The sequence below is a fragment of the Vibrio hibernica genome (assembly GCF_015223435.1).
Taxonomy (GTDB): domain Bacteria; phylum Pseudomonadota; class Gammaproteobacteria; order Enterobacterales; family Vibrionaceae; genus Vibrio; species Vibrio hibernica.
Genome location: NZ_VHKO01000006.1, coordinates 57,019 through 79,485 on the forward strand (window position 1 = coordinate 57,019; position 22,467 = coordinate 79,485).

Here is a 22,467-nt window from a genome sequence, read left to right on the forward strand (position 1 = left end):
TATGAACAAGTTTATGGCGATCAAACGCATTTGGATTATGGCCTTACTGATAATATCATCAGTGGCTCATGCGGACTCTTTTGTAGTCTCTGACATTAAAATTGAAGGTTTACAGCGCGTTGCGCTTGGTGCTGTGCTATTAAAAATGCCAGTCCGAGTCGGTGACACTGTGGATGCACAAGATGCGTCTGCAATTATTAATGCGCTTTATTCTTCGGGTAATTTTGAGGATGTTAAAGTCTATCGTGATGGCTCGGTCTTATTACTTAAAGTGAAAGAGAGACCAACGATTGCGGAAGTGTCTTTCTCCGGTAATAAAGCCATTAAGGATGAGCAACTACAGCAGAATCTTGATGCATCTGGCATTCGTGTCGGCGAAGCGTTAGATCGAACTAAATTAAGCTCAATTGAAAAAGGTTTAGAAGATTTTTACTATAGCGTGGGTAAATATAACGCGACAGTAAAGGCCGTCGTGACCCCTTTACCGCGTAATCGTTCCGATTTGAAGTTTGTCTTTACAGAAGGGGTTTCAGCCAAAATTCAGCAAATTAATTTCATTGGTAATAAGGTGTTTACCGATAGCCAACTTTTATCACGTTTCGATCTTAATGCTGATGTGCCGTGGTGGAACTTTTTAGCAGACGAAAAATATCAAAAGCAAGTGCTTGCTGGTGATATTGAAAAACTGAAAACATACTATTTTGATCGTGGCTATTTAAAATTTCAAGTGACGTCTACTCAGGTATCAATTTCACCAGATAAAAAAGGTGTTTATATCACGCTTAATGTGATCGAAGGCGAACCTTATATCATTAAAGAGGTGAAGTTTCGCGGTGATCTTATTGGGAAGGAAGACGATTTTAAAGCGATGATCCCATTTAAAAGTGGTGATACTTACAATGGCTCATTAGCGACCATGCTTGAAGATGGCATTAAAAAGTCATTAGGGGAATCTGGATACGCTTACCCTAAAGTTCAAACGATACCTGAATTCAACGATGAAACGAAAGAAGTCTCTTTGACCATTCAAATAGATCCTGGCAGCCGTATGTACGTGCGTGATATTCGTTTTACGGGCAATACCATTACACGAGATGAAGTATTACGTCGTGAAATGCGCCAAATGGAAAGCTCGTGGTTAAATTCTAAATCCGTTGATGCGGGTAAGGCTCGCTTGAATCGCTTGGGTTTCTTTGAAACTGTCGATGTCCAAACACAACGCGTTCCCGGAACTGACGACCAAGTTGATGTAGTTTACAACGTAAAAGAAGCCAACTCAGGCAGTATTAACTTTGGGGTTGGTTATGGCACGGAATCGGGTGTTAGTTTTCAAGTTGGTTTACAACAAGACAACTTTTTAGGGACAGGTAATCGAATTGGTATCAATGCCATGACAAACGATTACCAAAAAAATATTAGTTTAGATTATCGGGATCCGTACTGGACGTTAGATGGTGTTAGTTTAGGTGGCAAGGTATTCTATAATGAATTTGAAGCATCTGAAGCAGGGATAGTTGATTATACTAACGAAAGTTATGGTACCAGTTTAACTTGGGGTTTCCCTATCAATGAGCTTAATTATATTGAATTAGGTATTGGTTATACCCATAACAAGATCTCTAATATCAAAGATTATGTTCAAAATGATGGCTTTGTAGCGACTCAAACTGCTGCGGGTAATTATGAGGATGGCACATTAAAAGTGGATGACTTTGATGTGAATATCTCCTGGACACGTAACAACCTGAATAAAGGATATTTTCCAACAGCGGGTAACCACCAAAGAGCATTCTTTAAAATAACAACACCAGGTTCGGATGTTCCCTATTACAAAATTCAATATGATGCAAAACAATACATTCCCTTGACTAAGAAGCAAGACTTTACTGTTTTATTAAGAGGGCGTTTGGGATACGGTAATGGTTACGGTTCTGTGAATGGTAATGATAACTTATACCCATTCTATGAGAACTATTACTCAGGTGGTTTCTCTACATTGCGCGGTTTTGGTTCTAACTCTGCAGGGCCAAAAGCGGTCTATGATCAAGAGCCGGCTAATAATCCTAATTACAGCGCAACTGATGATTCTGTTGGTGGTAATGCAACCGCTGTCGCGAGTGTTGAGCTTATTGTTCCGACCCCGTTTGCTTCAGAAGAAGTGGCGAATTCACTTCGGACGAGCATCTTTCTTGATGCAGCAAGTGTTTGGGATACTGAGTTTAAGTATAGGGATCCTGATGCAAACATGGCAGGTAAGAAATATTATTATGATTACTCTGATCCATTAAATTTCCGCTATTCGGTAGGGATGGCGATGCAATGGATGTCACCGATGGGGCCTTTGGTGTTCTCGCTAGCCAAACCGTTGAAAATTTATGAAGGTGATGATGATGAGTTCTTCACCTTTACTATTGGACAAACATTCTAATTTTAGATTCTTTTTGTAAGGAAATTATTGTGAAAAAATTGATGAAAATTACCGGTATCAGCTTAGTTGTATTAACTGCATCTTTAACGGCACAAGCGGCACAAGCAGCTCAAAAAATTGGCTACGTGAATACGGCAAAAGTATTTCAAACCGTTCCTCAAGTTCAAGCGGTAGAGCAAAAATTAGAAAAATCGAGCAAAGACAAAAGAGCTGAGCTAGATAAACTAAAAAAACAAATTGATACTAAAGTTGAAAAACTAAAACGTGATGCTCAACTAATGTCGAGCAATGATGTTGATAACTTGCGTATTGATATTCAATCTATGCAAGCGAAGTTGGAAGTGAAAGGTAAATCTTTCCAAGCCGATATCAATAAAATGAAGCAAGAAGAAATGCAAAAAATTAACGTGAAAATTCAAGCAGCGATTGATAAAGTTGCGAAGAAAGATGGCTACGATATCGTATTAAATGGTCAAGCGTTAGTTTATGCAACACCGAGTGCAGATATTACAGATTCTGTTATTAAAGAATTAAAATAATAAAAATAGAAAGATTTGATTTATGCCAAATAAAACACTTGCTGAGCTAGCAACAATAATAGGTGGAGAGCTACATGGGGACGGTGATTGTACCGTTTCTTCTGTTGCCGCGATGGATAAAGCCGGTGCTGGTCAAATAACTTTTTTGACTAACGCAAAATACCGTAAACATTTATCGGAATGTAAAGCCAGTGCTGTGCTTATTAAGGCATCTGAGCTCGACGTATGCCAAACCAATGCACTTGTGGTCGATGACCCTTATCTTGCTTATGCATTAGTAGCGCAGGCTCTTGATATTACACCAAAACCTGCAAGTTGTATTGAAGCAACAGCAGCCGTTGCAGATGATGTAATATTGGGTATGGATGTTTGTATTGGTCATCATGCTGTGATTGAAACTGGTGTTGAGCTTGGGGACAATGTGGTAATCGGTGCAGGTTGCTTTATCGGTAAGAATACTAAGATTGGCGCTGATACAAAAATTTGGGCTAATACTACGATTTATCATGATGTTAATATTGGTAAATCATGCTTAATTCAAGCGAATACCGTTATTGGTGCGGATGGTTTTGGTTATGCAAATAATCGTGGTGAGTGGGTTAAAATTCCTCAAGTCGGAGGCGTTATCATTGGTAATCGGGTTGAGATTGGTTCTTGTACTACGATTGACCGCGGCGCGTTGGATGACACAGTTATTGAAGATAATGTTATTCTTGATAACCATATTCAAATCGCACATAACGTTCACATTGGATATGGGACAGCCATGGCGGGTAGCAGTACCATTGCTGGTAGTGTGACTATTGGTAAATATTGCATCATTGGCGGAGCAACGGTAATTAATGGGCACATTGAAATTACTGATGGTGTCACCATTACCGGCATGGGAATGGTGATGCGTAGTATTCCTGAAAAAGGTGTGTATTCATCAGGTATTCCATTACAAACAAATAAAGAGTGGCGTAAAACAGCTGCTCGAACGTTGAAAATAGATAATATGTATAGACGTCTTAAAGCTTTAGAAAAAAAACAATAAGACAAATTTTACGCTTAGAGTTTTTATTGAACACCCATTTCGTTTAACCATCTCTAAGTTTGAAAAAGATCTGTTATGACAGATCTTTTTCACTATTAATCAATGTTATTTTAAGAACATTTATAGGAAGTTGATTGTGACTACTGAAAAGAAAACATTAAATATTACAGAAATTAGAGCGCTATTGCCGCACCGTTACCCATTTTTATTGATCGATCGAGTGACCGATTATGAAGAAGGTAAATATCTTATTGGGCTTAAAAATGTTTCTGTCAATGAACCCCAATTCACAGGGCACTTTCCACAGCTTCCAATTTTTCCGGGTGTTTTGATTTTAGAAGCGATGGCGCAAGCAACCGGCTTACTTGCATTTAAAACCTTTGGCGCACCGAAAGAAAATGAGCTCTACTACTTTGCGAGTATTGATAGAGCTAAATTCCGTAGACCTGTAGTGCCTGGTGATCAATTAATGATTGAAGTTGAATTTATTAAGGATCGTCGAGGTATTGCTTTATTCAATGGCGTAGCAAAAGTAGATGGCGACGTTGTTTGCTCTGCTGAATTAAAATGTGCGCGTCGTGAATTCTAAAGGGTGAGCGCTAATATGAATAATGCAAAATTAATCCATGCAACGGCTCAAATACATCCTTCGGCAGTGATTGAAGATGGGGTGAAGATTGGTGCTAACGTTAAAGTTGGTCCATTTACTTACATTGGCTCTGATGTGGAAATTGGTGATGGCACAGAGATCTATTCTCATGTTGTTATTAAAGGTCCGACCGTTATTGGTAAAGAAAATAAAATCTATCAATTTGCCTCTATCGGTGAGGCTTGTCAGGATCTCAAATATAAAGGTGAACCGACTCGATTAGAAATCGGTGATCGTAATGTCATCCGTGAAAGTGTCACCATGCATCGCGGCACCACTCAAGATAAGCATTTAACCAAAGTTGGTAGTGATAACCTATTTATGGTAAATGTGCATGTCGCGCATGATTGTGTGATTGGTAATCGCTGTATTTTGGCTAATAATGTTACCTTAGCGGGTCATGTTACGGTTGAAGACTTTGCTATTATCGGTGGGATTTCAGCGGTACATCAATTCTGTCATATTGGCCAGCATTGTATGGTTGGTGGCGCATCAGGTGTTGCTCAAGATGTCCCGCCTTATGTTATTGCACAAGGTAATCATGCGACACCATTTGGTGTTAACTATGAAGGTTTGAAGCGTCGTGGTTTTGAAAAAGATGAAATACATGCTATCCGCCGAGCTTATAAGTCACTTTATCGTAATAAAAATACGTTAGAAGAAGCGAAAGCAGAAATGGCAGAAGATGCGAAAGTATTCCCTTCAGTCCAAGTTTTGATTGATTTTATTAATAATTCCTCACGTGGCATTATTCGATAATCATCGAAAATTTCAATGTTGAGATTGGAAAGGCCTAACCTCGTTTAGGCCTTTTTTGTTTGAAAAGGATAATAATATGGATCGTCCATTACGAATTGGTGTGGTTGCTGGTGAGCTATCTGGAGATACTTTAGGAGCCGGCTTAATTAAAGCGATTAAAGTCATGCATCCAAATGCTGAGTTTGTTGGCATTGGTGGCCCACAGATGATTGAGCAAGGCTGTGATTCTCTTTTTGATATGGAAGAGCTTTCTGTTATGGGGTTGGTCGAAGTGCTTGGACGTTTGCCTCGTTTGCTTAAAGTTAAAAAAACGATAACCGATTATTTCATTCAAAGTCCACCCGATGTTTTTATCGGCATCGATGCGCCAGATTTCAATTTGCGAGTTGAACTAGCACTGAAAAAATCGGGTATTAAAACGGTTCATTATGTCAGTCCATCGGTATGGGCATGGCGACAAAATCGTATTCATGGTATAGCCGCCGCGACTAATTTAGTTTTGGCTTTCTTACCTTTTGAAAAAGCGTTTTATGATAAGTTTAATGTCCCGTGTGAATTTATTGGCCATACCTTAGCCGATACCATTCCGCTTTATAGTGATAAATTAGCCGCGCGAGAAAAGCTAAATTTAGATCCTAATAAAACCTGGCTTGCGGTGTTACCTGGTAGCCGCAATGCTGAATTAAAAAAATTATGCGAACCTTTTATCCAAACTTGCCAGCAATTAGCTAAAAACAACCCAGATTTAGGTTTTGTTGTTGCATTGGTTAATCAGAAGCGTCGCGATCAGTTTGAAGCGGCGTGGAAACAATATGCCCCGGAATTACATTTTGAATTAATCAATGGTACAGCAAGAACGGTATTAGAAGCCTCGGATGTTGTCATGCTGGCATCGGGCACGGTGGCGTTAGAATGTATGCTGGTAAATCGCCCAATGGTCGTCGGTTACCGTGTGAATGCATTATCGGCTGCTATTGCTCGTCGTATGGTAAAAACGCCTTATGTATCTTTGCCTAATATTCTTGCTAACCAAGAGCTAGTTAAAGAGTTCTTACAAGAAAATTGTACGGTTGAAAATCTTACCGCTGAAATTGAGCGCTTGATGACGGAAGAAGGTGAAGCGATGCAAGCGAAGTTTACCGAAATGCATCAATGGATACGTAAAGGTGCTGATAAACAAGCAGCCCATGCTGTTATCGCTTTGATTGATCCAAACCTTGTCAACTTGAATCCTGAACCTAATTTAATCACAAAGTGATAAGCAGACAGATGAAACAAGAACTTCTTATGTATGAGTATCCAGCAGGCTTCCAATGCATTGCTGGGGTGGATGAAGTGGGCCGTGGCCCGTTAGTCGGCGCTGTTGTTACCGCTGCCGTAATTTTAGATCCTAATAATCCGATTGAAGGATTAACCGATTCTAAAAAACTGTCTGAAAAGAAGCGCATGGCACTGTTTCCTGAGATCCAGCAAAAAGCACTAGCATGGTCGATTGGTCGTTGCGAAGCTTGGGAAATCGATGAGTTAAATATTTTACAAGCGACTATGGTTGCTATGCAGCGTGCGGTAGCAGGATTGGCCATTCAGCCGGATTTTGTTGTGATTGATGGAAATCGAGTTCCTCATTTACCAATGGTAAGTGAAGCGGTCGTTAAAGGGGATTTGCGTGTGGCAGAAATTAGTGCGGCGTCTATCCTTGCTAAAGTCATTCGTGATGAGGAGATGAAACAGCTAGATACGCAATTTCCACAGTTTGGTTTCGCAAAGCATAATGGCTATCCGACCAAGGCGCATCTTGCGGCAATCGAGCAGTTTAGTATTACGCAAGATGCTAGTTTATTAGCGCAATATAGAAAAAGCTATAAGCCAGTGAAAAAGGTGCTAGGTCTAATTTGATTCAGTGGATATTTCCTTGTGATGAGCATCATGAGGCCGTAAACTTTCACCTGCTTTAAATAAGTGATTTAAACACACCATTTGAACATACAATCTGAGCAAAAATAGAAATTTATGTCTGATCCTAAGTTTGTACATCTTCGAATTCATAGCGACTATTCCATGGTGGATGGCCTGTCAAAAGTGCCGCCTTTGGTCAAGAAAGTGGCAGAATATGGCATGCCAGCAATGGCGATTACCGATTTTACTAACTTATGTGGTTTAGTGAAATTCTACGGTAATGCGCATAGTTGTGGGGTAAAACCTATCATAGGTGCAGATTTTACCCTCCAGTCACCGGAGTTTGGCGACGAACTGACTAAAATCACTATCTTAGCAAAAGACAATAAAGGCTATAACAACCTCACTTTATTGATTTCTGAAGCCTATCAACGTGGTCATGTACAGCACCAACCCGTGATTGATAAAGAATGGCTAGTGAACCATAAAGAAGGTTTAATCATTCTTTCTGGTGGACGTGTTGGTGAGGTTGGACGAGCTTTACTCAAAGGTAATAAACCTTTAGTGGACGCTTGTATTGAGTTTTATCAAACGCATTTCGAAGATCATTTCTATTTAGAATTAACTCGTACCGGCCGCGCTGATGAAGAAAGTTATTTGCATTTTGCACTCGATCTAGCCGAGCAATATCAACTTCCTGTTGTGGCGACCAATGAGGTGGTTTTCTTATCGCCAGACCAATTTGATGCTCATGAAATCCGAGTGGCTATCCATGACGGTTATACTTTAGTGGATCCTCGTCGACCTAAAAATTACAGCCCACAGCAATATCTTCGCACTGAAGACGAAATGTGCCACCTGTTTCGTGACATTCCCGAAGCTCTACAAAATTCAGTTGAAATCGCCAAGCGCTGTAACGTTACCGTGCGTTTAGGTGAGTACTTTTTGCCAAATTTTCCAACAGAAGGTTTGGCTATTGAAGATTATCTAGTCAAAAAATCGCAAGAAGGTTTGGAAATTCGTCTTGAGTTCTTATTCCCAGATGAAAATATTCGCTTAGAGAAACGCGCGGAATACGATGAGCGACTTCAAATTGAGCTCGATGTTATCAACCAAATGGGCTTTCCAGGTTACTTCTTGATCGTAATGGAATTCATCCAGTGGTCAAAAGACAATGATATTCCGGTAGGGCCTGGACGTGGTTCGGGCGCTGGTTCATTGGTCGCTTATGCTTTAATGATCACCGATCTTGATCCGTTGGAATACGATTTACTTTTCGAGAGATTCTTAAACCCAGAACGTGTTTCCATGCCCGATTTTGATATCGATTTTTGTATGGATAAACGCGATCAGGTTATTGATCATGTTGCTGAAATCTATGGTCGTGATGCGGTATCTCAAATTATCACTTTCGGCACTATGGCGGCCAAAGCGGTTATCCGCGATGTAGGCCGTGTCCTCGGTCACCCTTATGGCTTTGTGGATCGCATTTCAAAAATGGTGCCACCAGATCCGGGAATGACATTGGCGAAAGCTTTTGATGCTGAGCCGCAATTACCTGAAATTTATGCTGCCGATGAAGATGTAAAAGAACTCATCGACATGTGCCGAATTCTTGAAGGCTGTACTCGTAATGCCGGGAAGCACGCCGGTGGTGTGGTTATATCGCCAACCACGATCACAGATTTTGCCCCAATCTATTGTGACTCGGAAGGAAACTTCCCAGTAACTCAGTTTGATAAAAATGATGTAGAGACGGCCGGTTTAGTTAAGTTTGACTTTTTAGGCTTAAGAACATTAACCATTATTGATTGGGCTTTAGGCTTAATTAACCCAAGGCTTGAGAAGGAAGGCAAAGCGCCGATTCGAATTGAATCCATCGATTTAAAAGACCAAGAATCGTTTAAAGTACTACGAAACTCTGAAACTACCGCCGTTTTCCAGTTGGAATCGCGTGGTATGAAAGATTTGATTAAACGCCTTCAGCCGGACTGTTTTGAAGATATTATCGCACTCGTTGCGCTTTTCCGTCCTGGGCCATTGCAATCAGGCATGGTAGATAACTTCATTGACCGTAAACATGGCCGTGAAGCGGTGTCGTACCCTGATGAAAAGTGGCAACATGAGTCTTTAAAAGAAACATTAGAGCCAACCTACGGCATTATCTTGTATCAAGAACAAGTCATGCAGATCGCGCAGATTTTGGCTGGCTATACGCTTGGCGGCGCAGATATGTTACGCCGTGCGATGGGTAAGAAAAAGCCAGAAGAGATGGCAAAGCAGCGCTCTGTATTTAAGGCGGGTGCTGAAAGTATTGGTGTCGACGGTGAGTTGTCGATGAAGATCTTTGATCTGGTTGAAAAATTTGCCGGTTATGGATTTAACAAGTCGCACTCGGCCGCTTATGCTTTAGTTTCCTATCAAACTTTGTGGCTAAAAACTCATTATCCCGCTGAGTTCATGGCGGCAGTAATGACTGCGGATATGGACAACACCGAGAAAGTCGTAGGCTTGGTGGATGAATGTATTCGCATGAAAATCAAGTTATTGCCACCGGATGTGAATTCTGGCTTATATCGTTTTAATGTGAATGAAGACGGTGCGATTGTTTATGGTATTGGCGCGATAAAAGGGGTTGGTGAAGCGCCGATTGAAAATATTATCGCCTGCCGCGAACAAGGTGGCCACTTTAAAGATCTCTTTGATTTTTGTGCTCGAGTAGATTTGAAAAAGTGCAATAAGCGCGTGATTGAAAAACTAATTCAAGCCGGTGCATTAGACCGATTAGGTCCGCATCGAGCTGCATTAATGGCTTCGGTGGAAGAGGCAGTAAAAGCGGCGGGTCAATTTCATCAGGCTGAATCTTTTGGTCAGTCGGACATGTTTGGTGTGTTGACAGAAGCACCAGAAGAAATTGAGCAAGCGTATGCTCAGGTACCGGAATGGCCAGAAAAAATTTGGTTAGAAGGTGAAAAGAGCACATTAGGACTATATTTAACGGGGCATCCTGTTAATGCTTATTTAAAAGAGTTGAGTAAATATACTCAGTGTAGATTGAGCGATTTACAACCAACGCGTCGCGATCAATCGTTAACCGTAGCAGGTTTAGTCATTGCCTCACGAGTGATGACCACCAAACGTGGTACTCGAATTGGTCTCATGACGCTCGATGATCGCTCTGGTCGTGTGGAAGTGATGCTGTTTTCTGATGCACTTGAAAGGTATGCGGAATTGCTAGAAACGGACAAAATAGTGATCGTTTCTGGACAGGTCAGCTTTGATGACTTCAATGGTGGCCTTAAAATGTCGGCAAGAGAGATCATGAGTTTGGCTGACGCCAGAGAAAAATACGCCAGAGGCTTATCAATATCATTAGATGAAAAGCAAATTGATGGGGTGTTCTTTGAGCGTTTTACTCGAGTTTTAGAGCCTTATCGTGCTGGAACCGTGCCTGTGAATATTTATTATCAACGTCAAGATGCGAGAGCAAAATTGGCGCTGGGTGTTGAGTGGCGAGTGACACCGGAAGATGAATTACTCGACGAATTGAAACTTCTTATCGGTTCTAAGCAAGTAGAACTCGAATTTAACTAAATAAAAGGGCATTATTAGCACATTCGCTAAAATATGCCCTGACTAAATGTATTTGCTGTCGCCGCAAGTGAATAGCAAAACAACTAAATGATATTAAAGGATCCATTGATGAGCCTAGATTTTCTTGAATTTGAAAAACCTATTGCAGAGCTAGAAGCTAAAATTGAAGCCTTACGTGAAATCTCACGTCACGGTGGTCAATCCTCTGTTGATTTAGGTAAAGAGATCAGCCAACTAGAAGCTAAAAGCCTAGAGCTAAAGAAAAAAATCTTTGGTGATCTTGGCGCGTGGCAGGTTGCACAACTTGCACGTCATCCAAAGCGTCCATATACATTAGATTATATTGAGCATGCCTTTACTGAATTTGATGAATTAGCGGGCGATCGCGCTTATGCTGATGATAAAGCCATTGTTGGTGGTTTGGCTCGCTTAGATGGCCGTTCAGTGATGATTATTGGTCATCAAAAAGGTCGTGAGACGAAAGAAAAGATTCGTCGTAATTTCGGCATGCCTCGACCTGAAGGTTACCGTAAAGCATTGCGTTTAATGGAAATGGCGGAACGTTTTAATATTCCAATTATTACTTTTATTGATACAGCAGGTGCATATCCTGGTGTTGGCGCGGAAGAACGTGGTCAATCTGAAGCGATTGCTCGTAATCTTAAAGTGATGTCTAGTCTTAAAGTGCCAGTGATTTGCAATGTTGTCGGTGAAGGTGGTTCAGGTGGCGCACTGGCGATTGGCGTCGGTGATTATGTGAATATGATGCAATATTCGACGTATTCGGTTATTTCTCCAGAAGGTTGCGCATCAATCTTATGGCGTGATTCTGACAAAGCGCCACAAGCTGCTGAAGCGATGGGTCTTGTTGCACCACGTCTAAAAGAGCTAGGTTTGATTGATCAAATCATTGAAGAGCCATTAGGCGGTGCGCATCGTGATAAAATAGCCTCTGCTGAAAATATTAAAGCCGTTTTACTTAAGCAGCTTGAAGAGCTAGATCAATTAGATCATGACAACTTGCTTGAACGTCGTTACCAGCGTTTGATGAGCTACGGTTATTGTTAAACTTAGCTTTTGAGTACTTAGGTTTTTTAAGTATTTAGCATTTTAAGTGCTTAGGCTTTAAGCATAGAAGTGAATATTGAAGCGAGCTGAGGCTCGCTTTATTTTTGCCTATTTATTATCATTCCAATTTAATCTAGTTTTAGAGTAGCTCCTTCTATGTTATATCGTCACTTTTGCGATCAACTCAATGGGTATCTTTTACATGACTTACACGCTAATACGCATTTTGTTTTAGCTCTTAGTGGTGGCGTAGACTCGCGAGTTATGCTGTCTCTACTTGGGCGATTTAAAAAGCAATACCCTAACTATCGTTATAGCGCTGTGTATATTCATCATGGGTTGAGTCGTCACGCGGATTATTGGCAGCAGCAATGTACAATTTACAGCCAACAGGCCGATATTAATTTTTATGCAGAAAAAGTGAGATTAGATCTCGGCGCGCAAGTGAGTATTGAGCAAGCGGCGCGTGACGCTCGTTATAAAGCGTTATCCAGTTACATTGATGAAAGTAGCGTTCTTTTGACAGGCCAACATGCTAGCGATCAAGTCGAAACTTTTTTATTGGCTCTAAAGCGCGGCAGTGGGCCTAAAGGTTTGTCGGCCATGGCAGAGTTGTCAGATTTTTATCAAGGTCATTTATTACGTCCATTTTTATCCATTTCTCAAACGCAAATTCAAGATTATGCTGAGCAGTATTCTTTAGATTGGATAGAGGATGAAAGTAATCAAGATGTTCGCTTTGATCGTAATTTCATTCGACATCAAATTACGCCATTGTTGAAAGAACGATGGCCTCATATCGAAAAAACGATTACTCGCAGCGCTGCATTATGTGCAGAACAAGAAGCATTGCTACAATCGCTTCTTTATGAACGATTACAAGACATGGTACAGCCAGATGACGCTTTGCCTATCGATAGCTTGAAACAACAATCTAAGCCGGCAAGAGATGCCTTAATTCGTATGTGGTTAGCCAGGCTTAGGTTCTTAATGCCGAGTGAGAAACAATTGCAGCAATTATGGCAAGATGTGGCTTTAGCAAAAGCGGATGCGGCTCCTCAGTTTCGTTATGGCCGAACTCAAGTGGGTCGATTTGAGAATAAGCTTTATGTTTTTCCGGTAGCTGATGATCTGTCATCCATCGCATTAGATTGGAATATTACTACGTCATTAATGTTGCCGGATGGATTAGGCCTATTGAGCTTAGTTTCTGCTGGAAATGCACCTGAATTAGAAGAGGGGGATCTGGTATTTGATTTGTCACTAGAATCTGAGGTGCGACATCTGCAAGTTAGATTTTCACCATCAGGCATTATGGCGAAACCAGAAACTCGTCAACATAGCCGTAAACTAAAAAAATTGCTGCAAGAATATAAAGTTCCAACGTGGCAAAGAAACCGAATTCCATTACTTATGGATGCTGAACAGTTAATTTCAGCGCTAGGTTTATTTGTCTGTAAACCTTATAGCGGCTGTACACATCAGTTAGTGTGGCATAGATCAACGCTGCACAAAAAGTAACAAACCAAGTAGACAAGTATTTGATTCAATTATCTTCAATGGAATAAAAACTAAACGCAATTATTCTTCTTTTTCAGATAACGCTCTCTTTTCAGTAATCTATAGTATGAGTATACTGAACCAATATTTCAGGAATTTAGGGATAAACATAATGAAAAAAATTGAAGCCATTATCAAACCATTTAAGTTAGATGATGTACGTGAAGCGTTAGCTGAAGTTGGCATTACCGGTATGACAGTGTCAGAAGTGAAAGGATTTGGCCGCCAGAAAGGGCATACAGAGCTTTATCGTGGCGCAGAGTATATGGTCGATTTTCTACCAAAAGTAAAACTAGAAATCGTTGTTTCAGATGATGTATTGGACGATTGCATTGATTGCATTATGAAAACGGCACAAACGGGTAAAATTGGTGACGGCAAAATTTTTGTTTCAGAAGTTTCACGTGTAATTCGTATTCGTACTGGTGAAGAAGACGACGAAGCAGTTTAAATATACAGTTCACCTTTATGTGTTTTTACGAAGGGAGCATTACGCTTCCTTTTTGTTTATCTGCTATTTGAAAATTATTTTTCTCGATCATTGAAGGTTATTACGTATGAGAATAAAACACATTAAATGGTCGTTAATTGTGATTACCGTCTTGGCTTTCGTCGGGTTTACGGCGTTTTCTTGGGTGTTTTCCGTACCAGATAAGCCGCAACTTATTTCTATGAGCCATGATACTGAGCGCAGTGATTGGTATTGCCATCAAGCCAAGAAAACTGAAAAGTCTCAACAATCCCAGCCATCGATTGATCAAAATGGTGATCTTCATGTTTTAGTCTGGAATATTCATAAGCAACTTGATGATGGTTGGCAGCAAGCATTGACGGCTTATAGCCTACAAAGTCAGCTGATGTTATTACAAGAAGCGAGCTTAACACCTGAGTTGAACCGTTGGGTTGATGATCAAGTTTGGGGAGCCAGTTATGTTAATGCTTTTAAGGTTTTTGATGTTAGTGCCGGAGTATTAAATTTATCGGCATCATTACCCGATAATGCTTGTGCTTATACAGCGCTTGAACCGTGGATCCTTCTTCCTAAATCTGCTTTGTATGCGCAGTATTCTTTATCGAATGGTCAGCAGCTAGGTGTGGTTAATTTGCATTCCATTAATTTCACATTGGGGACGAAAGACTTCCGATCACAGATTACCCATTTGAGTGAAAAAGTGAAGCAGCATGTAGGACCGTTGATTATTGCGGGTGATTTTAATACTTGGAGTGAGACTCGAACTAAAGAGGTGAGGAGATTAATGATCAACCTCGGAATGCATGAGGCTCGCTTTGCTCCTGACAATCGTCGCCGATTCATTAATGGATTAGCGTTTGATCATGTTTTTTATCGAGGACTAAAATTGATAAAAGCGACATCGCCTCAGACTACTGCCTCAGATCACAACCCTATGTTGGCGCATTTTCGATTAATCAGCGCTCAATAAAATACAAAAAATCCCCAATATTGGATTATGTACCAAGGATTGGGGATTTTTAATTTATGTTATATGAGCTCTTTGTCTATTGGCTAAACGCTACCTACTTTGGTCACATCTACATAAAGCTTCAATTTTTGACCTGGCTTTAAATATTTTTGTTCTGCGATTCCATTCCATTCAACAATGTCTGTTGATTTAACTTTAAATTTCTCTGCAATATCACCAATGGTATCGCCAGAGCGAACATTGTAATAAACGGTTCGTATTACTGAGCCACTTTTATTGCCTTTCCAGATGACTAATTTTTGCCCACTGCGTAATGAATCTTTTGGAGCCATGCCATTCCAGCGAGCTAATGCATCTACAGTGATATTATTTTTACGTGCGATAGACCAAAAACTATCTCCTTTAGTGACGATATAGTTCGTTTTATATTTTCCACGAGCAACAGATTGAGTTTTGGCTAAACGATTTTGAGCACTTAACGCGTAGGCTTGATTATTTTGAGTCGAACGCGGCACAAGTAAATATTGGCCAATACGAATGTTCACACCTTTTAAGTCATTTGCTTGTTGAATGACTTTGGTGGTGGTTTGATTTTTTTGTGCAATGACACTTAATGTATCACCTGATTTTACTTGGTAACGTATTAACTTGATGCCTTTACCACGGTTTTCGGCGGCTTTTTGGTTAAATTGATCGACGTTATCAATCGGGATTAAAAAATCATGTGGTCCATCAGGCGCTGTAGCCCACTGGTTAAACCCGGGGTTATAACTTTGTAACTCTTTGACTGAGATACCTGCATACTGCGCTGCAATCGCGAGATCGAGCTGCTCTTTTGGATCGACACTGGCTAAGACTGGCTTGTTATCAATTACCGGAATTTGTACCCCATATTCTTCTTCATTGGCTAAAATATCGGCTAAAGCAAGTAACTTGGGTACATAGCTACGAGTTTCTTTTGGTAAATCCAATGAGAAAAAATCGGTTGGTTTTCCTGCGTTTTTATTTTTTCGTATAGCACTCGATACTCGACCACCACCGCTATTGTAAGCGGCAATGGCATTCTCCCAGTCTCCATCAAATCGATTACCTAAGTAGGTCATATAATCGAGAGCTGCATCGGTTGCCGCACTAACATCACGTCGACCGTCATACCAATAATTTCGTTCTAAACCAAACCGGTCGGCCGTCATTGGAATGAACTGCCATAAACCTGCGGCGCTGCCGAAAGAGTAAGCAAATGGGTCAAATGCACTTTCGACGACAGGAAGTAAGGTTAGTTCTAACGGTAGTCCACGATCTTCAATGCGCGTTGTGATCATATATAGGAAAGGCGCAGCACGTTCTGAGACTGTTTTTAGGTGATCCGGGTGCGTTAAATACCAAGTACGATAATAGTTAACTGTTGGATCATCATCTGGGATCGGCAGCGTAAACTGCATTGATATGCGCTTCCAAAGATCAGCTTGTTCTTGCGGCACAAATGGAACAGTTTTAGTCGCAGTGGTTTTTGCTGTGGTTGCGTCTTTATCCGAAATTGTAGCGCTATCATTGTGAGGAGGAGCGGTTTGGCAGCCCGCTAATAGCAGTACCAGTATCCAGATAAACGGTTTCATTTATGTCGCCTTTTCAGAAATGGTTGCAAATAATACTTGTGTTAGTGATTTGCTTGCAAGTAAGAAGGGGATAAAAATAGCATAAATTTTTATTTATTCAGCATATTCAATCGTTACGGATTATTTTCATGTATCTAGAAAATATTCGTTTGTAAGAGGGCGTGTAAGATAATTGTTTGATAGGTATGGGTTTTTATTGCTATAAACATCTAATGTTACCGTTTGGTTTATAGGTAACATTAGAGGATTTATGGGTGTATCCCTTCAAATATAAAGGCTCAAAATTCATTTTTCCAGTCACGTAATGCACAAAAAACAGATAAGGCAGAAAGATCGTTGGTTCTTTCTGAAACAGCCTTCATGACATCAGGCTCTTGGCAACGCAAAAATGGATTGACCCACTTTTCTTGACGTAACGTGGTTGGAATTGTCGGTTTTTTTTGCGCTCGTAAACGATTTACTTCATCACGATATTGATGTAATAAATCATTTTCGGGTTCAACAGCAAGCGCAAAAGAGAGGTTAGAAGAGGTATATTCATGAGCGCAATATACTTCGGTTTCTTGTGGTAATGAGGCCAGTTTTTGCAAGGAATCGTACATTTGTTGGTAAGTGCCTTCGAAAACGCGACCACAACCGGCTGAAAATAATACATCGCCACAAAAAAGCTTGCCATCCCCAACATAGGCAATATGGCCATTGGTATGCCCTGGAACATCAATAACTAAAAACGTTTCACCAAAAACATTAATACAATCACCACCTTGTACTGATTGAGTCAGCATCATCACCGGATCATTTGCAGGCCCAATGACTTTTGCTTTTGGATAATGACGTAGAAGTTCTGCGACGCCGCCAACATGGTCAGCATGATGATGAGTTATAATAATCGTATCAAGTTGTAAATTTTGACTCTGTAACTCGGCAAGCGCAGGCGCGGCTTCGCCCGGGTCAATTAGTGCGCAACGTTGATCATTACCTTGAATTAACCAGATGTAATTATCATTAAACGCTGGGATGTTTTTAATCGTTAGTCCAGCCGTATTTGTTTCTGTTAACATGGGTAAAACTCCAATCTTGCCGCGAAGAGACGTATTGTATGAAGCCAGCACGAAGTCAAAAAACTTTTTCTCAGCCGTATTCATGGCAGCAATTGAAAAGTGCTGAATGGGCTTTTGACTCGATCCAAACTCGTCTCGATGAATGGTGCCCAAAACTGTTTGGTTACCATATGTTAAAGCTTGGCGGTTTAAGCTGTGAGCTTGAAACAAGTAACTGTAATATTAAGCATCAAATCCATCTTGATATTACTAATTCTCGTCATACCGTCATTGCAGATGCCTTTGATTTACCTTTTATTGAAAAAAGTATCGATACAGCCTTGGTTTGTCATCAGCTTGACTATTGTAGCGATCCTCATCGGTTGTTGCGAGAAGTTGATCGAATAATTATTGATGACGGTTACATAATCCTAACCGGCTTTAATGCCCTGAGTATTTTAGGTTTTGCAAGAATACTTCCCTGGAGGAAAAATAATCTGCCATGGAGCGGTAGAATGTTTACGCCTTATCGCATTAAAGATTGGTTGGGCGTTCTTAACTATGAAATTATTGACTCCGATTGCTATGGTTTATTCCCATCACGAAAAGCAAGTAGTCCATTGAATACATGGTTAGAGCATAGCTTAGGCCGTTGTGCTTCTTCATTTGGCAGTGCTTATTTTATTGTCGCTAGGAAGCGTACTTGTCCACTTCGCCCAATAAAACCTCATTGGAAATCAAAGCGGAGTTTGGCACCTGCAAGTGTTAGCTTTAATAACAATGTTGCAGATAAATCGACGTTTGATGATAAATAGGCATGATTAATGTTAAGGCGTATTGGTTTTAAAACGCAGCAAAAAATAGACACTAAAGGTGAAAAATGACTTGTCCTACTCATCCATTTGGCATTGAAATCTGTGCTCAAGACGTTATCGACACGATGCAATTTTTAACTAGCTGGGAAGATCGCTACCGACAAGTCATTATGTGGGGAAAGTTATTGCCTAAAATGCCCGAAGAAATGAAAGTTGATCAAGATTTAGTCTCGGGTTGTGAAAGCCAAGTATGGTTAATGTCTGAATTTGATGGCAAGGTTTGGTATTTCATCGCAGATTCAGATGCTCGTATCGTCCGAGGTCTGATTACTTTGGTTTTAGCGGCTTTTAATAATCAAACGTCTCAACAGATCTCAAGTTTTGATACTCAAGCATATTTCGAACAATTAGGCTTAGTTGAACATTTGACGCAAACCCGAGGTAATGGCTTGCGTGCCATTGTCGATAAAATTCAGGCAAAGGTTCAATCGGTTTAAAGTAAATCAATACTTTTGGTTAATGCGTTGAGAAAGGCGCTAATATCTTGTTTATTAGTATAGATGCCTAGTGATACACGAACCGTACCATTAATCCCTAGTGCTTCCATCAGTGGATGAGCGCAATGGTGACCAGAACGCACCGCAATATTTTGTTGATCTAATAATGTCGCGATGTCTTGATGATGAACCTCTTCATTATCTATCGTGACTTTAAAGCTGATCACACTACTGTTGGTTTGTAGCCCTATGATTGTAACTTCCTCGACCTCATTTAATCCATCGACTAATTGCTGGTGTAAATCATGCTGATAGGCGGTGAGTTCTGCATAATTAAAATGTTGTAACCAGTCAATCGCGGTGGCTAAAGCAATCGCACCTGCCACATTCGGTGTGCCTGCTTCAAATTTTGCTGGAAGCTCTGCGAAAGTAGTGCGCTCAAAGCTGACGTGTTGCACCATCTTCCCACCACCGTGCCAAGGCGGCATGGCTTCTAATAAATCTAACTTACCGTAAAGCACACCAATACCCGTTGGCGCATAAAGCTTGTGGCCAGAAAATACATAGAAATCACAATCAAGATTTTGCACATTGACGGTTTCATGGACGATACCTTGAGCGCCATCAATAACAGCGATCGCGCCATATCGATGTGCTGCTTGTGTGATTTGCTCAATGGGTTGACGGGTACCCGTTACGTTGGTGGTATGAGCGGCGGCGACGATTTTAGTTCGCGCGCTTAATAGTGATTCAAATGCAGACATATCCCATTGGCAATCCTTCGTCATCGGCACTTTTATGACTTTGGCGCCGGTCTGCTTCGCCACAATTTGCCAAGGTACGATATTAGCGTGGTGCTCCATCTCACCAACCAAGATTTCATCACCTACTTTTAGTGTATTGCGGGCATAAGTTTGCGCGATAAGGTTAATGGCTTCAGTGGCTCCACGGGTCCAAATGACTTCTTTATTATGCTGAGCTTGAATAAAATGTTGCACTTGGTTGCGCGCTTGTTCGAATTGAGCGGTTGCATTCGCTGTCAGGCTGTGACTGCCGCGATGTACATTGGCATTTTGTTGGCGGTAATAGTCATTCATGGCATTGATCACACAAAGTGGTTTTTGAGTCGTAGCCGCGCTGTCTAAATACACCAATGGAGAGGAAGTATTCTGTATCGGATCCAGTACGGGAAACTGGTGGCGGATGGCTTCTATATCAAAGCCGATATCGCCATTATCAAACACACTCTTACAATCCATAAAATTCTAGCCATGTACATAAAAAAGTTAAGACGGCGAGTATAAATCAAATCATGGAACAGCCCAATATAAAGGGGGTTATTGTATGGATTTATTGTCAAATTATTGGATGGGATATTTCGTTTCAAGATGTTTGATTTGAGAAAAAAGCTGGTGGTTCATTGGGATGTCAATATCGTGTAACTTTGCTGTGCGGATTAAGTAACCGGTGATGTAATCAATTTCAGTTGCTCGATGATGGACCACATCTTGTTGCATGGAGGAGTAATTATTCGCGGTGGTTATGATGACATTATTAATGACTTTGGTCAGTTGCGAGGTGGAAGTGGTAATACTTACTGCATTCATTACTTGTACTATTTCTTGGATTAAGAGATTTAAGGTGGGCGTGAATGTTGGCTGTGCTAATTCGCCATTTTTACATTGATGAATCGCCGTAAGAGGATTAATGACACAGTTAATCGCAAGCTTATTCCACAGCGCAGTTTGAATGTTTTCTTGCCAATGAACCGGTGCTAATGCGTTATTTAATACTTTGATAATATTGGATTTTCTTATGTTTGAGCTATAAGGACCAATTAACGTTCCCCCTAAACCTGTGTGTTGAACATGGTTAGGTTTTGGGCGAAAAGCAGCTTGCGTGGTGGTGGCTAAGTAGACAGGAAAATTAGCCAGTTGGCTTTGTAGATTGTCAACCGCCCCCATGCCATTGTGAATAAAAATAATTGAGGTAGTGGTTGGCAGAAAAGGCAGGAAAGGCGATATAGCTTGGGTAACTTGAGTCGATTTCACTGTGACCAGTAGGCACTCGCATTGCGCTAGACTGTCATGTTGATTGGTTGGAAAGGTGTAAACAGAGTCATTGTTAGAATCCATATCGAGAGTGACTTGGGCGGTTTGTTGATGTGTATTTCTGGTGAACACACAAACTTGATGACCCGCTTGATGTAATTTTACTGCCCACAAGGATCCAATCGCGCCTAATCCTACGATGCCTATGTTCATAAAGCCTTCCTTGAATATTTATTTGTCAGCTTAACATCGTGATCGCGTTATTTTAATCAAATACAGCAATAAAAAAGCGCAGGCTAGAAAGCCTGCGCTATTTTAAGTATTAACCAATAAAGAGTTGATTAGAACTTGTAAGTAACATCGAAGTAGTGAGCAAAGCCATTAGTATCTAGACCATATGCACCATCTTTAATACCGTGAACATTGTGGTAAGCTTTTAAGCCATAACCAACGGCGTAATGTTGGCTATGCCAATAAATGCCGTTAAACATCGCACCACCATTACTCGAGGTTGCATACTCATCTTTCATACCAAATTGGTAATCGATATAACCTTGGTAAGAAATGAAAGTATCATTGCTGAAGGTGTAGAAAGGCTTGAACCAGTTAGTGGAAATTTGGTAACCATTCCAATCTTTTTGATTAGAATCGTAAGTGGCGTATAGATTTAGGCCCATTTTACCAAACCAAGGTACATTTACATCTGAACCAAGACCAATTTTTTGGGTATTAACAGCGCCATTATTTTTTGTGCCACCATCCCATTCCATTAAAGTTGCGACATATAGCTCTTGAACTGGCCCAAACGATAAATCTTTACCTGTCATGGCATCAATAGATAGACGTGGTGCAAATTTCATGAAGATTTTTTGCGAGTCATCACTACCTTTATCGTTATTGCTATTATCATTACTCGTTAGGTTAAAAACATCAACGTAGCCATAAAGATCAAAAATCCCCGAGCGACCACCAAATTCCATTTCTAGATAATCATGGCCAGAATTACTATCTGATTTAGCCTGAGGTTTCTCATTTAAAGCGTACATCAAATTAAACTGAACGAATTTATAATCATTTTTATGAATGTCATCAGAGTAGTCAGCGGCTAACGCAGGGGCAGAAGCGGCAACTAAACTAAGAGCTAAAAGTGTTTTGCGCATGAGTAGGCTCTCTTATTAGTAAATGGTGGTTTGCATTCATCCATGATGCAGGTGTTCCTTTAATGGCGCTGATAATATAGCTTTAAATCCCATTTGTAAGTGATAGATCATGCAAATTCATATTTTCATTGTGACCGTGATCACGATTGGGCGATCTCATTGGAACTTAGCCTAGAAAAGTGACTGTAAAACTGAACAAGTAACAAAAAACGTCCAAAGCAAGCGATTGCATTGGACGTTTTGTATTTAGGGGGCTGAGTTTGCCTATTGATATTGTTCAGTGTGTATCTTGATTTTTCATATCAATTTGTTGAATC

Annotated in this window: 19 protein-coding genes; 14 read left to right on the forward strand and 5 right to left on the reverse strand. The window is 40.6% G+C overall.

Annotated features, from left to right (window positions below):
• The first annotated feature begins 13 nt into the window (after positions 1-13).
• From bamA to FH976_RS04485, 12 genes are all read left to right on the forward strand, one after another.
• Positions 14-2,428: an outer membrane protein assembly factor BamA gene (gene bamA, locus FH976_RS04430; protein WP_194089766.1), complete on the forward strand. Its 2,415-nt coding sequence runs from the start codon at positions 14-16 to the stop codon at positions 2,426-2,428.
• A 29-nt stretch (positions 2,429-2,457) separates the two neighbouring features.
• Complete coding sequence (locus FH976_RS04435; RefSeq protein WP_194089711.1) at positions 2,458-2,967, forward strand: OmpH family outer membrane protein; 510 nt, start codon at positions 2,458-2,460, stop codon at positions 2,965-2,967.
• A 22-nt stretch (positions 2,968-2,989) separates the two neighbouring features.
• Positions 2,990-4,003 carry a UDP-3-O-(3-hydroxymyristoyl)glucosamine N-acyltransferase gene (gene lpxD / locus FH976_RS04440; protein ID WP_194089712.1) on the forward strand — a complete coding sequence of 338 codons (1,014 nt, stop codon included), beginning with the start codon at positions 2,990-2,992 and terminating at the stop codon, positions 4,001-4,003.
• 136 nt (positions 4,004-4,139) lie between these two features.
• Positions 4,140-4,592 carry a 3-hydroxyacyl-ACP dehydratase FabZ gene (fabZ, locus tag FH976_RS04445; RefSeq protein ID WP_194089713.1) on the forward strand — a complete coding sequence of 151 codons (453 nt, stop codon included), beginning with the start codon at positions 4,140-4,142 and terminating at the stop codon, positions 4,590-4,592.
• Positions 4,593-4,607: 15 nt separating this feature from the next.
• Positions 4,608-5,411 carry an acyl-ACP--UDP-N-acetylglucosamine O-acyltransferase gene (gene lpxA / locus FH976_RS04450; RefSeq protein WP_194089714.1) on the forward strand — a complete coding sequence of 268 codons (804 nt, stop codon included), beginning with the start codon at positions 4,608-4,610 and terminating at the stop codon, positions 5,409-5,411.
• 76 nt (positions 5,412-5,487) lie between these two features.
• Positions 5,488-6,669 (forward strand): lipid-A-disaccharide synthase, encoded by a 1,182-nt coding sequence (gene lpxB / locus FH976_RS04455; protein ID WP_194089715.1) that lies wholly within the window; start codon positions 5,488-5,490, stop codon positions 6,667-6,669.
• Between the two features lie 11 nt (positions 6,670-6,680).
• Complete coding sequence (gene rnhB / locus FH976_RS04460; RefSeq protein WP_194089716.1) at positions 6,681-7,307, forward strand: ribonuclease HII; 627 nt, start codon at positions 6,681-6,683, stop codon at positions 7,305-7,307.
• A 114-nt stretch (positions 7,308-7,421) separates the two neighbouring features.
• A complete protein-coding gene (gene dnaE, locus FH976_RS04465; protein ID WP_194089717.1) occupies positions 7,422-10,901 on the forward strand; it encodes a DNA polymerase III subunit alpha in 3,480 nt (1,159 codons plus the stop codon).
• 108 nt (positions 10,902-11,009) lie between these two features.
• Positions 11,010-11,969 (forward strand): acetyl-CoA carboxylase carboxyl transferase subunit alpha, encoded by a 960-nt coding sequence (accA, locus tag FH976_RS04470; RefSeq protein ID WP_194089718.1) that lies wholly within the window; start codon positions 11,010-11,012, stop codon positions 11,967-11,969.
• A gap of 156 nt (positions 11,970-12,125) precedes the next feature.
• Positions 12,126-13,490, forward strand: a complete 1,365-nt coding sequence (gene tilS / locus FH976_RS04475; RefSeq protein ID WP_194089719.1) for a tRNA lysidine(34) synthetase TilS — start codon at positions 12,126-12,128, stop codon at positions 13,488-13,490.
• 151 nt (positions 13,491-13,641) lie between these two features.
• Entirely contained in the window at positions 13,642-13,980 is a 339-nt protein-coding gene (glnB, locus tag FH976_RS04480; protein WP_190330353.1) for a nitrogen regulatory protein P-II, read from the forward strand.
• 106 nt (positions 13,981-14,086) lie between these two features.
• Positions 14,087-14,971 carry an endonuclease/exonuclease/phosphatase family protein gene (locus FH976_RS04485; protein ID WP_194089720.1) on the forward strand — a complete coding sequence of 295 codons (885 nt, stop codon included), beginning with the start codon at positions 14,087-14,089 and terminating at the stop codon, positions 14,969-14,971.
• Positions 14,972-15,054: 83 nt separating this feature from the next.
• Here FH976_RS04485 and FH976_RS04490 read toward each other — a convergent pair whose 3' ends face one another.
• Positions 15,055-16,587 carry a lytic transglycosylase gene (locus FH976_RS04490; RefSeq protein WP_194089721.1) on the reverse strand — a complete coding sequence of 511 codons (1,533 nt, stop codon included), beginning with the start codon at positions 16,585-16,587 and terminating at the stop codon, positions 15,055-15,057.
• Between the two features lie 278 nt (positions 16,588-16,865).
• On the reverse strand, positions 16,866-17,648 hold the full coding sequence (gloB, locus tag FH976_RS04495) for a hydroxyacylglutathione hydrolase (protein WP_194089722.1): 783 nt from the start codon (positions 17,646-17,648) through the stop codon (positions 16,866-16,868).
• 38 nt (positions 17,649-17,686) lie between these two features.
• Between gloB and FH976_RS04500 the strand changes: the two genes are divergently transcribed.
• Positions 17,687-18,442, forward strand: a complete 756-nt coding sequence (locus FH976_RS04500) for a methyltransferase domain-containing protein (RefSeq protein WP_194089723.1) — start codon at positions 17,687-17,689, stop codon at positions 18,440-18,442.
• Between the two features lie 65 nt (positions 18,443-18,507).
• Positions 18,508-18,939: a cysteine desulfurase sulfur acceptor subunit CsdE gene (gene csdE, locus FH976_RS04505; RefSeq protein ID WP_194089724.1), complete on the forward strand. Its 432-nt coding sequence runs from the start codon at positions 18,508-18,510 to the stop codon at positions 18,937-18,939.
• Here the strand turns inward: csdE and FH976_RS04510 are convergent.
• From FH976_RS04510 to FH976_RS04520, 3 genes are all read right to left on the reverse strand, one after another.
• Complete coding sequence (locus FH976_RS04510) at positions 18,936-20,198, reverse strand: aminotransferase class V-fold PLP-dependent enzyme (RefSeq protein WP_194089725.1); 1,263 nt, start codon at positions 20,196-20,198, stop codon at positions 18,936-18,938. The two genes, csdE and FH976_RS04510, sit on opposite strands and share 4 nt — an antisense overlap.
• 102 nt (positions 20,199-20,300) lie before the next feature.
• On the reverse strand, positions 20,301-21,203 hold the full coding sequence (panE, locus tag FH976_RS04515) for a 2-dehydropantoate 2-reductase (protein ID WP_194089726.1): 903 nt from the start codon (positions 21,201-21,203) through the stop codon (positions 20,301-20,303).
• A gap of 128 nt (positions 21,204-21,331) precedes the next feature.
• Positions 21,332-22,150 (reverse strand): nucleoside-specific channel-forming Tsx family protein, encoded by an 819-nt coding sequence (locus FH976_RS04520; RefSeq protein ID WP_194089727.1) that lies wholly within the window; start codon positions 22,148-22,150, stop codon positions 21,332-21,334.
• Between the last annotated feature and the right edge of the window lie 317 nt (positions 22,151-22,467).